The 13,948-nt window shown below is 67.6% G+C and carries 14 protein-coding genes; 9 read left to right on the top strand and 5 right to left on the bottom strand.

Annotated features, from left to right (window positions below; all coding sequences use genetic code 11):
• Nucleotides 1–29: 29 nt before the first annotated feature.
• Nucleotides 30–1,100 (bottom strand): 5-oxoprolinase subunit C family protein, encoded by a 1,071-nt coding sequence (locus tag G5S35_RS13785; RefSeq protein WP_110327892.1) that lies wholly within the window; start codon nucleotides 1,098–1,100, stop codon nucleotides 30–32.
• Complete coding sequence (pxpB, locus tag G5S35_RS13780) at nucleotides 1,097–1,765, bottom strand: 5-oxoprolinase subunit PxpB (RefSeq protein ID WP_124263376.1); 669 nt, start codon at nucleotides 1,763–1,765, stop codon at nucleotides 1,097–1,099. Before pxpB ends, G5S35_RS13785 begins: the two co-directional genes overlap by 4 nt.
• Nucleotides 1,766–1,979: 214 nt before the next feature.
• Here pxpB and G5S35_RS13775 point away from each other — a divergent pair, with 214 nt between their 5' ends.
• Nucleotides 1,980–2,492 (top strand): winged helix DNA-binding protein, encoded by a 513-nt coding sequence (locus G5S35_RS13775; protein WP_110327893.1) that lies wholly within the window; start codon nucleotides 1,980–1,982, stop codon nucleotides 2,490–2,492.
• Nucleotides 2,493–2,539: 47 nt separating this feature from the next.
• On the opposite strand, the gene G5S35_RS13770 is transcribed toward G5S35_RS13775, so the two are convergent.
• Nucleotides 2,540–3,148: a 5-formyltetrahydrofolate cyclo-ligase gene (locus tag G5S35_RS13770; RefSeq protein ID WP_124262556.1), complete on the bottom strand. Its 609-nt coding sequence runs from the start codon at nucleotides 3,146–3,148 to the stop codon at nucleotides 2,540–2,542.
• Between the two features lie 20 nt (nucleotides 3,149–3,168).
• Between G5S35_RS13770 and G5S35_RS13765 the strand changes: the two genes are divergently transcribed.
• From G5S35_RS13765 to G5S35_RS13750, 4 genes are all read left to right on the top strand, one after another.
• Nucleotides 3,169–5,142 (top strand): lytic transglycosylase domain-containing protein, encoded by a 1,974-nt coding sequence (locus G5S35_RS13765; protein WP_065061696.1) that lies wholly within the window; start codon nucleotides 3,169–3,171, stop codon nucleotides 5,140–5,142.
• 104 nt (nucleotides 5,143–5,246) lie between these two features.
• The gene (locus G5S35_RS13760) at nucleotides 5,247–6,203 is read left to right on the top strand and encodes a complex I NDUFA9 subunit family protein (protein WP_074982763.1); all 957 of its coding nucleotides are present in this window, start codon (nucleotides 5,247–5,249) and stop codon (nucleotides 6,201–6,203) included.
• A 91-nt stretch (nucleotides 6,204–6,294) separates the two neighbouring features.
• On the top strand, nucleotides 6,295–6,951 hold the full coding sequence (locus G5S35_RS13755; protein ID WP_110327922.1) for a glutathione S-transferase family protein: 657 nt from the start codon (nucleotides 6,295–6,297) through the stop codon (nucleotides 6,949–6,951).
• Nucleotides 6,948–8,219 (top strand): multifunctional CCA addition/repair protein, encoded by a 1,272-nt coding sequence (locus G5S35_RS13750; protein WP_065061123.1) that lies wholly within the window; start codon nucleotides 6,948–6,950, stop codon nucleotides 8,217–8,219. Before G5S35_RS13755 ends, G5S35_RS13750 begins: the two co-directional genes overlap by 4 nt.
• A gap of 65 nt (nucleotides 8,220–8,284) precedes the next feature.
• On the opposite strand, the gene G5S35_RS13745 is transcribed toward G5S35_RS13750, so the two are convergent.
• Together G5S35_RS13745 and G5S35_RS13740 are read right to left on the bottom strand one after the other, a co-directional pair.
• Complete coding sequence (locus tag G5S35_RS13745) at nucleotides 8,285–8,479, bottom strand: DUF2905 domain-containing protein (RefSeq protein ID WP_065061122.1); 195 nt, start codon at nucleotides 8,477–8,479, stop codon at nucleotides 8,285–8,287.
• 34 nt (nucleotides 8,480–8,513) lie between these two features.
• Nucleotides 8,514–9,758: a class I SAM-dependent methyltransferase gene (locus G5S35_RS13740; RefSeq protein WP_375790403.1), complete on the bottom strand. Its 1,245-nt coding sequence runs from the start codon at nucleotides 9,756–9,758 to the stop codon at nucleotides 8,514–8,516.
• On the opposite strand from G5S35_RS13740, the gene G5S35_RS13735 reads away from it, so the two are divergent.
• The 4 genes from G5S35_RS13735 to glmU all read left to right on the top strand — a co-directional run bounded on the left by G5S35_RS13735 (nucleotide 9,739) and on the right by glmU (nucleotide 13,948).
• Nucleotides 9,739–10,602: an SDR family oxidoreductase gene (locus G5S35_RS13735; RefSeq protein ID WP_082992001.1), complete on the top strand. Its 864-nt coding sequence runs from the start codon at nucleotides 9,739–9,741 to the stop codon at nucleotides 10,600–10,602. The genes G5S35_RS13740 and G5S35_RS13735 overlap by 20 nt on opposite strands.
• A 274-nt stretch (nucleotides 10,603–10,876) precedes the next feature.
• Nucleotides 10,877–11,272 carry a dihydroneopterin aldolase gene (locus G5S35_RS13730; RefSeq protein ID WP_065061120.1) on the top strand — a complete coding sequence of 132 codons (396 nt, stop codon included), beginning with the start codon at nucleotides 10,877–10,879 and terminating at the stop codon, nucleotides 11,270–11,272.
• Between the two features lie 3 nt (nucleotides 11,273–11,275).
• Nucleotides 11,276–12,325 carry a tRNA 2-thiocytidine(32) synthetase TtcA gene (gene ttcA / locus G5S35_RS13725; RefSeq protein WP_176079587.1) on the top strand — a complete coding sequence of 350 codons (1,050 nt, stop codon included), beginning with the start codon at nucleotides 11,276–11,278 and terminating at the stop codon, nucleotides 12,323–12,325.
• A 261-nt stretch (nucleotides 12,326–12,586) separates the two neighbouring features.
• Entirely contained in the window at nucleotides 12,587–13,948 is a 1,362-nt protein-coding gene (glmU, locus tag G5S35_RS13720; RefSeq protein ID WP_065061119.1) for a bifunctional UDP-N-acetylglucosamine diphosphorylase/glucosamine-1-phosphate N-acetyltransferase GlmU, read from the top strand.

Below are 13,948 nucleotides of genomic sequence, written 5' to 3'. Positions count from 1 at the left end.
GTCCGCTGCGTCGTGGCGCGCGTGCTTCCTCAAGCTGCGGCGTTGCGCTTGCGGCTCGCGTAGCGTTCCTCCTGCATGCCGATGGCGGCGTCGATCTGGCGCAGATACGCGCGCTCCTCTTCGAGCGCGTGGCGCGCCACGGCGGGCGTCGCCTCGACGAAGCGCACGCCGGCCGTAAGCCGCACCTGCGCGAGCTTCCACAAATCGGCGCGGATCACGACGCCGATCTTCGGATAGCCGCCGGTGGTCTGCGCATCGCTCATCAGCACGATGGGCTGGCCGTTCGGCGGCACCTGAATCGTGCCGGGCAGCACGGCGTGCGAGAGCAGCGCGCCGCCCGTCTCCTGCGCGACACGCGCGAGCGGCGTGCCGTCGAGCCGGTAGCCCATGCGGTTGCTGTTGGGCGTCACCTGCCATTCGTCGGACCAGAACGCGCGCTGCGCCTCGGGCGTGAAGCGCTCGTATTCCGGTCCGCGCAGCACGCGCACGGGCAGCGCCCAGAGCATGCCGTCGGGATGCCGCCCGCGCCGGTGATACGGCTCGTCGACGTGGACGAAGTTGCACAGCGTCGGCGCCTTCACGCCGAACGGCGGCGCCTCGGGACCGAGCGAGGCGCGTTCGCCGCCCGGCGCGAACGACGCGCCCGTGGCGAGCCGGTCGCCGTCCTTGAGCGCGCGGCCCGCGAGCCCGCCGAAACCGGCGGCGAGGTCGGTGCTGCGCGAGCCGAGCATCGGCAGCACGTCGATACCGCCCGCGACGCACACGTACGCGCGCATGCCGCGCTTCGCGCCGTTCAGCACGAGCGTCTCGCCGGCCGCGACCGGCAGGCTCCACCACGACCACACGGGCTGGTCGCCGAGCGTCGCGCCGAAGTCGGTGCCGGTGATGGCCACGCGCGTCGCGCGCGCGAAACGCAGCGCGACCGGGCCGAAGGTGATTTCGAGCCCCGCGGCGTCGGGGCGGTTGCCGACCAGCCGGTTGCCCACTTCGAGCGCGAGCGTGTCGAGCGCGCCGCCCGTCGCGACGCCCAGATGCCGATAGCCGGGGCGGCCCAGATCCTGGACCGTGGTGAGGAGGCCCGCGCGCAGGACTTCGATCATGCGTGGATCTCCGCAATGGTGAAACGCACGCGGTCGCCCGGCAGCAGCAGCGTGGGCGGCTGGCGCGCGGGATCGAACAGCGCGAGCGCGGTGCGGCCGATCAGTTGCCAGCCGCCGGGCGAGGCGGCCGGATAGATGCCCGTCTGCTCTCCGCCGATGCCGACCGAACCGGCGGGCACGGCCAGACGCGGCTCGGCGCGGCGCGGCGTGTGCAGCGACGCGTCGAGGCCGCCGAGATACGCGAAGCCGGGCTGGAAGCCGAGGAAGAACACCGTGTAGACGCCCGCCGCGTGACGCCGCACCACGTCCTCGGGCGCGAGGCCCGTATGGCGCGCGACGTCGGCGAGATCCGGGCCCGCCGCGCCGCCGTAGCTCACCGGAATCTCGATGTCGCGGCCTTCGGGCGGCGCGTGGCTTGCGTCGTTGCTTTCACCGGCGTGCCACGCGGCTTCGAGCGCGGCGGCCAGCGCGGCGGCATCGGCGTCGAGCGCATCGAAGGCAATCGTCAGATTGTTCATGCCGGGCACGACCTCGCGCACGGCGTCCCAACCGCGCGCCTGCGCGGCCACGGCCCAGATGCGGCGCTGGACTTCCAGCGTGGCGGGCGGCGGCGCTTCGCAGACGAGCGCCTCGTCGCCGAGAAAGTAGATGCGTGGAACGGGTATGCGCATGGTGTCCGGAAATGGAGGGAAAACGGGCCGCGAACAGGCCGCGAACAGGTCGCAAGCGGATTGCAGGCGGGTTGCAGGCAAGCCCGTTTCTGTCAGCGTACATTCTCGACAAATTATCGACAAATTCTCAACAAGCGTTTGTGCCAGGCGCGCCGCAAGCAGGCCGCCTCTACACTGGCGCCACCACTGTCACGCCGGGACTTTCGTCATGCCGCGCCAGCCGACCAGGATCGTATCGTCCGAACATCTCGTTTCCGAGACGAGCGCCGAACTCTCCGAACTCGAGTACGCGCTCATCATGGCCAGCAATGCGTTCGATCGCTGGATGGTGCGCTGCATGTCGGCGGCCGGGGCCAAGGACATGACGGCGATCGAGGTATCGCTGCTGCATCACGTCGGTCATCGCGACCGGCGCAAGAAGCTCGCCGATATCTGTTTCGTGCTCAATATCGAGGATACGCACGTCGCCACCTACGCGCTGAAGAAGCTTGTCGCGCGCGGCTATGTGACGAGCGAGAAGCACGGCAAGGAGGCGTTTTTCGCGGTGACGCCCGCGGGGCGCGAGTTGTGTCTGCGATATCGCGACGTGCGCGAAAGCTGCCTGATCGCCACGCTCAAGGAGAGCGGCTTGTCCAACGCGCAGATCGGCGATGCCGCGCAACTGATGCGCAACGCGTCCGGACTGTATGACACGGCGGCGCGCGCGGCGGCTTCGTTGTGAAGTGATCGAAAAACGGCGGCGACGCGGGACGCGCGTTTGCGAATTCCTTACGCGCCGCGATGCGCGAGATGCGCTCCCGTCTCGGTGACGATCGCGTCGAGCGGCAGATCGTGCGCTTCCGGTTCGAGCACGCCGTCGTCGATACGACACGTTTCGTAAGCGATGCCCACGGTGTACGGCGGCTGCGCGCCGGGCCACGCGGCGAGCGTGCGGTCGTAATAGCCGCCGCCGTAGCCGAGCCGGTATCCCGCGCGGTCGAAGCCCACGCACGGCACGAGCAGCAGATCGGGCACCACGGCGAGCGGCTGCGCCGGTTCGAGGATGCCGTGATGGCCTTCGCGCATCGGCGCATCCGGTGTCCACGCGTAGAAATGCAGCGGCGTATGACGCTCGGGAATCGCGGGCAGCGCGGCGCGGCGCGAGGGGGCGGCGGCGAGCCACGCAGCGATCCACGCGCGCGCGTCGAACTCGCCAGGCAGCGGCCAATAAAAGCCAATCGAAAGCGGAGCGACACGCGCGATCAGCGCATCGAGATGAACCGTCAGAGCGGCGCTTACAGCAGCGTCCGAAGACGCCGCCAGGCGTGCCTCGCGCAGCTTGATACGCCAGTCCTTTTTGGATTCCGCAAGGGGGTTGCGTGCTATGCTTGGGTTCACCTCGCGCTCCAGAAATAACGATGTCCAAACGCCTTGTTCGAGTATATCGCGTGGTCGGTCTCGCACTGACCGCCGCTGCACTCGTCGCGTGCAGCACGGCCGACGCCGTGCGGCCCGTCGCCCTGCCCGTGGGGGCGACCCTCACGCCCGACGACCAGACTTTCATCCAGCTTCGCGAAGCCGCGCGCAACAACGACCCGGCGCGCGCCGCGCAACTCGCGGCGATGATTCCCGACTATCCGGCGCCGTCGTATCTCGAATACTTCCAGCTCAAGCCGCAGTTGTTCGACTCGCAGGGCCACGCACGCGTGGATGCGCCCGACGCGCCCGTGCTGTCGTTCCTGCAGCGCCACGACGGCGAGGCGATCGGCGACCGCATGCGCAACGACTATCTGCTCGTGCTGGGCGCGCGTCACGACTGGGCGAATTTCGACAAGCAGTATCCGCGCTTCGTGCTCAACGACGACACGCAGGTGAAGTGCTACGCGCTGGAGTCGCGCGCGGCACGCGGCGATAACGTCGCCGACGACGCACGCGCGCTGCTCACCGAACCGCGTTATTACGGCGACGGTTGCGTCGACCTCATTACGGCGCTCGCCATCAAAGGCCAGTTCTCGAGCGACGACGTCTGGCAGCAGATCCGTCTCGCTTACGAACAGAACCAGACCACCACCGGCTCGAAGCTGCTCGACGCGCTCGCACAGCGTCCCGACCCCACGGCGTTCAGCCAGGCCGTCAGCACGCCGCCGCTCATGCTCGCGCGCGGCGTCGGCGCCGACCCGCAATCGCATCAGCTCGCGCTGCTCGCGGTCACGGTGATGGCACGCAACGATCCGGCCATGACCGCGGCCACCTATGCGGCCGTCGCGCCCTCGCTCACCTCGCCCGAGCGGGCGATCGGCTGGGGCACGATCGGCTATCAGGCGGCGCTCAAGCGCATGCCGGGCGCGCTCGACTGGTATCGCCTCTCGGCCAACGCGCCGCTGTCGAGCCCGGCTTACGAATGGCGCACGCGCGCCGCGCTGCTCGGCGGCGACTGGACCATGGTGCGCTGGTCGATCGAGCAGATGCCGGCCGCGCTGCGCGCGCAGCCGTCGTGGGTCTACTGGCACGCACGCGCGCTCAAGCAGGCGGGCGACACCGGCCAGGCGAGCCAGGAATTCGCCTCGATCTCGCAGGGCTACAACTTCTACGGCCAGCTCGCCACCGAAGAACTCGGCCAGAAGATCACGATTCCGCCCAAGACCACGGTCAGCGACGCCGAAGTCACGCAAGCCGGTCAAACGCCAGGCTTTGCGCTCGCGCAGCGTTTCTACGCGCTGAACCTGCGTCTCGAAGGCAATCGCGAATGGAACTGGCCGTTGCGCGGCATGAGCGACCGTCAACTGCTCGCCGCGGCCGAATACGCGAAGCGCATTCAATTGCTCGACCGCACGGTGAACACGGCCGACCGCACGCAAAGCGAACACGACTTCTCGCTGCGCTATCTCGCGCCGTTCCGCGACGTGGTGGAGCGCGACGCGCAGACCAACGGGCTCGACGTCGAATGGGCCTACGGCTTGATCCGTCAGGAATCGCGCTTCATTCTCAACGCGAAGTCGGGCGTGGGCGCGAGCGGTCTGATGCAGATCATGCCGGCAACGGCGCAAATGGTCGCGAAGAAGATCGGCCTCGGCCCGCTGTCGCGCGATCAGCTCAACGACCTCGACACCAATATCCTGCTCGGAACGAACTATTTGTCGATGATTTACAATCAGTTCGACGGTTCCGCCGTGCTCGCCACCGCGGGCTACAACGCGGGACCGGGGCGCCCGCGTCAGTGGCGTTCCACCTTGCAGGGCGGCGTCGAAGGCGCCATCTTCGCGGAATCCATTCCGTTTCAGGAAACCCGCGATTACGTGAAAAACGTGTTGTCCAACACCGTCTACTACGCGGCGCTGTTCGAGGGCCGTCCGCAATCGCTGAAGGCGCGTCTCGGCTACATTTCGCCGTAAGCGCCGCGCGGCGCGTTCCGCTCCCACGCGGGCCGCGCCGCCTCGCCAGCCGTCATCCGCGGACCTCTCCACGCCTCGCCGCCGTGGGCACGAGGAGGTCGAAGATGAGACATCAAGCCATCGCGGTCATCGGCGGTTCGGGATTCATCGGAAGCCACCTCGTCAATGCGCTCGTCGAGGCCGGCAAGACCGTGCGCGTGGCGGCCCGCCGCCGCGCGAACGCCCGCCATCTCACCCTGCTGCCCATCGACGTTTTCGAAACCGACGTGACCGATCCCGTCGCGCTCGCGAGCTTTCTCGAAGGCGCGGACGCCGTCATCAATCTCGTCGGCACGCTCAACGGCGGCCACGGCACGCCCTACGGCCCGGGCTTCACGAAGCTCCATGTCGATCTGCCGACCAAAATCGTCGCGGCCTGCGAAGGCAAGGGCGTGCACCGGCTCATCCACCTGAGCGCGCTGGGCGCCGATTCGCGCGGCCCGAGCATGTATCTGCGCTCGAAGGGCGACGGCGAGAAGGCCGTGCACGCATCCACGTCGCTGGCCACCACGATCTTCCGTCCGTCGGTCGTGTTCGGTCCCGAAGACAACTTTCTCAACCGTTTCGCGGTGCTGCAGAAACTCTTTCCGGTGATCCCGCTGGGCATGCCGGATGCGAAATTTCAACCGGTCTATGTGGGCGACGTGTCGAAGGCGATCGTGAATGTGCTCGATCTCGACGCCGCGAGCGGGCACACTTACGAACTCGGCGGCCCGACCGTCTACACGCTCGAGCAGCTCGTGAAGTATTGCGGCGAGGCGATCGGCCGGCACGCGCGCATCGTGCGGCTGCCCGACGCATTCGCGCGGCTGCAGGCGTTCTCGTTCGAACTGGCGCCGGGAGAACCCGTGCTCACGCGCGACAATCTCGATTCGATGAAAGTCGACAGCGTGCTGAGCGGCCCGCTCGCGCCCGAGCTGGGCGTGGAGCCCGCGAGCATCGAAACGATCGCGCCGCTTTATCTCGCCGACGCCTCGCTGCGCTCGCGCCTGAACATCTTCCGCGCCAGCGCGGGACGATAGACCGGCGCGCCGGACGCGGCGCAGGGCCGCCGGGCAACAAGCAGGCAGGCTGGCCGGCGCGGCGTCCCCTTACATTTTTGCGATGGTCATCATGAAGCTCGTTATCGGAGACAAAAACTACTCGTCGTGGTCGATGCGCCCCTGGGTGCTGATGACGCATTTCGGCCTGCCGTTCGAAGAGGTGCTGATCGAACTCGATCAGCCGGGCACGAAGGACGCGATTCTCGCGTTCTCGTCGTCGGGCAAGGTGCCGTGCCTCGTGACCGACGAAGCCGTGGCGGTGTGGGATTCGCTCGCGATTGCCGAAACGCTCGCCGAGCGTTTTCCGCAACACGCGATGTGGCCGCGCGACGCCAACGTGCGCGCGCAGGCGCGCAGCGTGAGCGCCGAAATGCATTCGGGCTTCGGCGAACTGCGCACGCACATGCCGATGGCGATCCGCACGATCAAGCCGGGCGCGGGCGCGACGCCCGGTGCGCTCGCCGACGTCGCGCGCATCGACGCGCTCTGGTGCGCCTGTCTCGACGCGAGCGGCGGCCCGTTCCTGTTCGGCGAATTCAGCATCGCCGACGCGATGTTCGCGCCCGTGGTGATGCGCTTCAACAGCTATCAGCCGCCGCTGTCCGCGCAGGCCGCCGCCTACGCGCAACGCGTCACGGCGCTGCCCGCCGTGGCCGCGTGGATCGACGCCGCCCGCCGCGAGACGCATCGCATCGGCCACGACGAACTCGACGATTCCGCAGCATGAAGATTTATGTCGTAGGCGGCGCGATCCGCGACGAGATGCTCGGCCTGCCGGTGCGCGACCGCGATTACGTCGTGGTCGGCGCGACGCCGGAGCAGATGGCCGCGCAGGGTTATCGTCCGGTCGGCAAGGACTTTCCGGTGTTTCTGCATCCGCAGACCCAGGAGGAGTACGCGCTCGCGCGCACCGAGCGCAAGACGGCGGCGGGCTATCACGGCTTCCAGTTCTTCTACGCGCCCGACGTCACGCTCGAAGAGGATCTCGCGCGGCGCGACCTCACCATCAACGCGATGGCGCGCGAGGTGCAGCCGGGCGGCGTGCTGACCGGTCCGATCGTCGATCCGTACGGCGGCGCGAACGATTTGCGCGCGCGCGTGTTCCGTCATGTCAGCGATGCGTTCCTCGAAGATCCCGTGCGCATCCTGCGCGTGGCGCGCTTCGCGGCGCGTTTCGCCGATTTCACCGTCGCGCCCGAAACCCTGGCGCTGATGCGCGCGATGGTGAGTTCGGGCGAGGCCGACGCGCTCGTGCCCGAACGCGTCTGGCAGGAAGTCTCGCGCGGACTGATGGAAGCGAAGCCGTCGCGCATGTTCGAGGTGCTGCGCGAATGCGGCGCGCTCGCGCGCGTGCTGCCGGAAGTGGATGCGCTCTGGGGCGTGCCGCAGCGCGCCGACTATCACCCCGAAGTCGACACCGGCGTGCACGTGATGATGGTGATCGACCACGCGGCCGCGCAGGGCTACGCGCTGCCGGTGCGTTTCGCGGCGCTCACGCACGATCTCGGCAAGGCGACCACGCCCGAGGACGTGCTGCCGCGTCACATCGGCCATGAAGGACGCAGCGTCGATCTGCTCAAGCCGCTGTGCGAGCGTCTGCGCGTGCCCAACGATTGCCGCGATCTCGCGGTGCTGGTCGCGCGCGAACATGGCAACGTGCATCGCGTGATGGATATGGGCGCGGCGGCGCTCGTGCGGCTGTTCGAGCGCAGCGACGCGTTGCGCAAGCCCGCGCGTTTCGCCGAGGCGTTGCAGGCCTGCGAGTCCGATCTGCGCGGACGGCTGAACTGGGAGAATGCGCCGTATCCGCAGGCCGAGCGCCTGCGCGTGGCGCTGGTGGCGGCGCGCGGCGTGGATGCGGGCAAGATCGCCGGCGAAGTGACGGCGGCGGGTCAGGCGAACGGCAAGAGCGGCACGTCGGTGGCGGAGAAAATCAAGGACGCCGTGCATCGCGCGCGCGTCGATGCGGTCGAGGGCGCGCTCGCGGCGGCTTGAGACCTGATCGATGTTCGTGGGAGCGGAAAACGGTGCACGTGTGCGCCGTTTTTTATTTCATCGACTCAAAGCGCGCGCACGAGAAACGACAAGGCCATCGACAGCACCAGCGTCGACATGAACGGCAGCGGATACTCGCGGCCGAACAGGCGCAGCGTGACGTCGCCGGGCAGACGGCCGATGCCGAGCTTGCGCAACCAGGGCTGCGCGCCCGACAGAATCGCGACGGCGATGAAGGTGGTCAGAAACCAGCGGATCATGTCGAGGCCGTGAAAGAGGGGGAAGTGAGCGTGGTCAGAGCGTGTGGCTGCGGTCGCCGCGCGCGAACGCGGCGAGGGTCGAGTCGATGCCGCGCGAGAACGCGATCACCTTGAACAGCTCGCCCATCTCCGCTTCGGAGACGAGCTTTTGCACCGCGTTCGCCGCGGGCATGAAACGCACGACGTCGCCCGGATCGATTTCGCCGAGCACCTCGGTGATGCCCGCGTTCATCAGGAAGCGCGCCTGCGAGGTATAGCCGAGCAGATCGGCGCCGGTTTCCACGCCCGCCTGCGCGATGCCGCTGAATTCGACGTGCGCCGTGATGTCCTGCAAGCCGGGGTAGAGGAACGGATCGCCGTGCGCGCGGTGCCGATAGTGGCACATCAGCGTGCCTTGCACGCGCTGCGGGTGGTAGTACTCGCCGGCCGGAAAGCCATAGTCGATGAAGAACGCCGCGCCGCGCGTGAGCATGGTGCAGACCGTGCGCGTGAAGGCGAGCGCGGCTTCGTGCGTTTCCGCGACGTAATCCTCGCTGCCCTCGATCTGCGCGAGTACGTTGCCCGGCTCGCTCTGCGCCCAGTTCGCTTCGCCGCTGTGCGCGGGGCGGTCGGAAAACACGAAGGCGCCCGCATCGTTCACGGCCACGCCGCGCTCGTGCCACACGGCGTCCTTGCGGGCGAAGAGGCGCACCGGCATGGCATCGAGCACTTCGTTGCCGATTACCACGCCTTCGAACGTTTCGGGCAGCGCGTCGAGCCAGCGCACGCGCTCGGCCAGATGCGGCGCGAGCTTCGCGATGGTCTCGCGCTGACGCTCGCGCAGCTCGCCCGACAGATCGACGATATCCCAGGAATCGAAGCTCACGTTCAGCGCCTCGAGCGCGAGCATCACGCCCGCCGCGAGCCGGCCCGTGCCCGCGCCGAACTCCATCAGCTTGCGCGTGCCGCTTTTTTCCAGCGCTTCGGCGACGGCGCGCGCGAGCGTGGCCGAGAACAGCGGCGACATCTCGGGCGCGGTTACGAAGTCGCTGCCGTCGTCGGCGAACAAGCCGAATTTGCGCGCGCCGCCGCTGTAATAGCCGAGGCCCGGCGCATAGAGCGCGCGCTCCATGTAGCGGTCGAATGGCAGCCAGCCGCCCGCTGCGGCGAGTTCGGCGCGCAAGGTCGCGGCGAGCGCCTCGGACTGCGCGAGCGCGATCGGCTCGGGAACAGGTAAACTAGCGGGTTCGTGAGCTTTCGGATTCATCCCGGCATTGTAAATGAGCGCAACTTCCGGCATCGGCGCGCCTGAACGCGACGCAGCGCAGGCGGATCATTTTGCATCCGACCCCGTCAGACCCGCTGCGTCCGCGCGCGTGGTGCTGGTGACGGGCGGCGCGCGGCGCATCGGCCGGGCGTTCTCGCTGGGTTTCGCGGCGCACGGCTGGGACGTGGCGGTGCATTACGGCGACTCGCGCGAGGAAGCCGACGAGGTCGTCGCCGAAATCCGCGCGCTCGGCCGTCGCGCGATCGCACTGCACGCCGATCTGGCGAGCGAGGCGCAGGTGGCGCAACTCGTGCCCGATTGCACGGCGGCGCTCGGCAGGCCGTCCTGCGTGCTGAACAACGCGTCGCGTTTCAGCGAGGACACGGCGCGCGACGTCGGCTACGAGAAGTTGCTGCAGCTCATGGCGATCAACGTGGGCGCGCCGCTCGTGCTGGCGCGCACGCTCTGGGAGGCCACGCCCGACGCGGCGATCGACGACGAAGCGCTGCGCGCGTGCGTCATCAACGTGCTCGACCAGAAGCTGTACAACATGAATCCGGACTATCTGTCGTATACGCTGACGAAGGCGGCGCTCGCGAACGCCACCGTCGCGCTGGCCCAGGCGCTCGCGCCGAAGGTGCGCGTGGCGGGTCTCGCGCCCGGCCTCACGCTGCAATCCGGCGATCAGTCGCCGGAAGGCTTCGAGGCCGCGCACAAGGTGACGCCGCTGGGCCGGGCGTCGCGGCCCGAAGATCTGATCGACGCCGCGCTGTATCTCGCGCAGGCGCGCGGCGTGACCGGCACGACGCTCGTCGTCGACGGCGGCCAGCATCTCGTGCCGCTGCCGCGCGACGTGATGTTTTTGACGGGCGCTTGAGCGGCCAGAGAAGTCTGAGGCTCCGCGCGCCCGCCGGCGTTCGCGAAAAACCGGTCGCGGGCGCAGCATGACTGCCCGGCATTGAATTGCAACTAACTGCAAGACAATTCCGCGCGACCGAAACGTTTTATCGCGGTCCTTCCCACCTCGTCGCGCCGCTCGCCCGAGCGCCCTGGCAGTCTGGCAGAACGACCGCGCGACCCTGAATGACCCGCATGGCGCAGCGCGCCTGCGCAGGTGCCTGAACCGCACGCTTTTATCGACTGGAACGAACATGTCCGCCGTACTCCTGCATCCCCGGCTCGCCGACTGCCGCCGGCTTTTTCTGCGCAACTACGAAGTCAACATCAACATCGGCGTGCATGACTTCGAAAAACGCGGCGAACAGCGCGTCGTGATCAACGTCGATCTGTACGTGCCGCTCGCATCGACCACGCCGCGCGAAGACAAGCTGCGCGAAGTCGTCGATTACGACTACATGCGCGCGACGGTCGCGGCCCGCATCGGCCAGGGGCATATCCATCTGCAGGAAACGCTCGTCGACGACCTCGCCGCCGCGCTGCTCGCGCACGAGCAGGTGCGTGCCGTGCGCGTCTCGACCGAAAAGCCCGACGTCTATCCGGACTGCGACGCGGTGGGCGTCGAAGTCTTTCGCATCAAAGAGGACTGATTCATGAACGCCCCCGATACGCTGGCCACGGCCGAGGCCGCCGAAGCCACGCTCGCCGCCGAGCACATCGCAAGCCCGGAACAAGCCGATAACGCCGACGGTGCCGATGGTGCCGACAACGGCGAGGAAGGCGGCCGCCGCGCGCTCACGCGCCGCGAGCAGAAAGAAGCCTACGAGAACAACAAGCTCTACAAGCGCATCGTGCGACAGGTCGGCCAGGCGATCGGCGACTACAACATGATCGAGCAGGGCGACAAGGTGATGGTCTGCCTGTCCGGCGGCAAGGACAGCTACGCCATGCTCGACGTGCTGATGCGCCTGCGCGAGCGCGCGCCGATCGACTTCGAGATCGTCGCGGTCAATCTCGACCAGAAGCAGCCGGGCTTTCCGGAGCACATCCTGCCCGCGTATCTCGACAAGATCGGCGTGCCGTATCACATCGAGAACCAGGACACCTACAGCATCGTCAAGCGCCTCGTGCCCGAGGGCAAGACCACGTGTTCGCTGTGCTCGCGTCTGCGCCGCGGCATTCTGTATCGCGTGGCGGGCGAGCTGGGCGCGACCAAGATCGCGCTCGGCCACCATCGCGACGACATTCTGCAAACGCTGCTGCTGAACATGTTCTACGGCGGCAAGCTCAAGGGCATGCCGCCCAAGCTGCAGTCGGACGACGGCAAGAACATCGTGATCCGCCCGCTCGCCTACGTGAAGGAAGTCGATCTGGAAAAGTACGCGGAACTGCGCGAATTTCCGATCATTCCGTGCAATCTGTGCGGCAGCCAGCCGAACCTCAAGCGCGCGGAAATGAAGGCGCTGATCCGCGACTGGGACAAGCGTTTCCCGGGCCGCATCGAGAACATGTTCAACGCGCTCGGCAACGTCGTGCCCTCGCATCTGATGGACGCCTCGCTATTCGGCTTCAAGGATCTGCGCGCGACGGGCGTCGAAGACCCGAACGGCGACATCGCCTTCGACGAGGAACCGTGCTCGACCGACACGCCCGCGTCGACCGACGGCGCGACGCTCAAGTTCACGCCGTTCGACGATCTCTGATCGCAGCACGGCGCAGTGCCAAGCGATAGAACGCAACACAACGCGGCACCTGCGGCTTGCGCAATCCGCTTCCGACCCCGAACGGCCCGGCGTGCTCTCACGCGGGCCGTTTTTTCATGCGATGCGGCCTGCGCGCAACACGCTTGTAAAAGTGTGTGCGAAACACGGGGAATCGGCGGCAAAGGCTTGCCCGCAAGGCGTCTTGGGGATACCCCCCATGCTAGAATCGATCGCTTCTTTCCCTCTCAAGTCACCGATGCAATGAACATCGTGATCCTCGCGGCAGGCATGGGCAAACGCATGCACTCCGCGCTGCCCAAAGTGCTGCATCCGCTGGCTGGCAAGCCGCTTCTCTCGCACGTCATCGATACCGCCCGCACGCTGTCGCCCACGCGCCTCGTCGTGGTGATCGGCCATGGCGGCGACGCCGTGCGTGCCGCGGTCGGCGCCCCCGACGTGCAGTTCGCGCTACAGGAACAGCAGCTCGGCACCGGCCACGCGCTCGCGCAGGCGCTGCCGCTGCTCGATCCGTCCGTGCCGACGCTCGTGCTCTACGGCGACGTGCCGCTCACGCGCGCGTCCACGCTCAGGCGCCTGACCGACGCCGCGGGCGAAAACGCTTACGGCATTCTCACCGTCACGCTCGACGACCCGACCGGCTATGGCCGCATCGTGCGCGGCGCGACCGGCGAGGTCGTGCGCATCGTCGAGCAGAAAGATGCCGACGACGACGAACGCCTGATCGACGAGATCAACACGGGCATCGTCGTCACGCCCACGGCGCCGCTCGCGGGCTGGCTCGACGCGCTCAAGAACGACAACGCCCAGGGCGAGTATTACCTGACCGACGTGGTGGAATCCGCGATCGCCGCGGGTCACGCGGTCGTGACCGCGCAGCCCGACGCCGAATGGGAAACGCTCGGCGTGAACAGCAAGCAGCAACTGGCCGTGCTCGAACGCGTCTATCAGCGCAATGCCGCCGACACGCTGCTCGCGGGCGGCGTCACGCTCGCCGATCCGGCGCGCTTCGATCTGCGCGGCTCGATCTCGTGCGGCCGCGACGTGTTCATCGACGTGAACTGCGTGTTCGAAGGCACGGTCACCATCGGCGACAACGTGCACATCGGTCCGAACTGCGTGATCCGCGACGCCGAAATCGGCGCGGGCACGCGCGTGGACGCCTACACGCATATCGAAAGCGCCAGCGTGGGCGCGAAGGCCGTGCTCGGTCCTTACGCGCGTCTGCGTCCGGGCGCGAAGCTCGCCGACGAAGTGCACGTGGGCAACTTCGTCGAAGTGAAGAACGCGAACATCGGGCTCGGCTCGAAGGCGAATCACCTGAGCTACGTGGGCGACGCCGACGTGGGCGCGGGCGTGAACATCGGCGCGGGCACCATCACCTGCAACTACGACGGCGCGAACAAGCATCGCACCGTCATCGAAGATCACGTCTTCGTGGGCTCGGATACGCAGCTCGTCGCGCCCGTGCGCGTGGGCCGCGGCGTGACCATCGCGGCGGGCACCACGGTCTGGAAGGACGTGCCGGCGGACACGCTGGCGCTCAACGAGAAAACCCAGATCGCGAAAACCGGCTACGTTCGTCCGGTGAAGAAAAAAAGCTGA

The organism is Paraburkholderia tropica (assembly GCF_014171495.1).
Classification (GTDB): Bacteria; Pseudomonadota; Gammaproteobacteria; order Burkholderiales; family Burkholderiaceae; genus Paraburkholderia; species Paraburkholderia tropica.
Note: the sequence above shows the minus strand (reverse complement) of the source record. Positions and strands in the feature narration are given on the sequence as shown.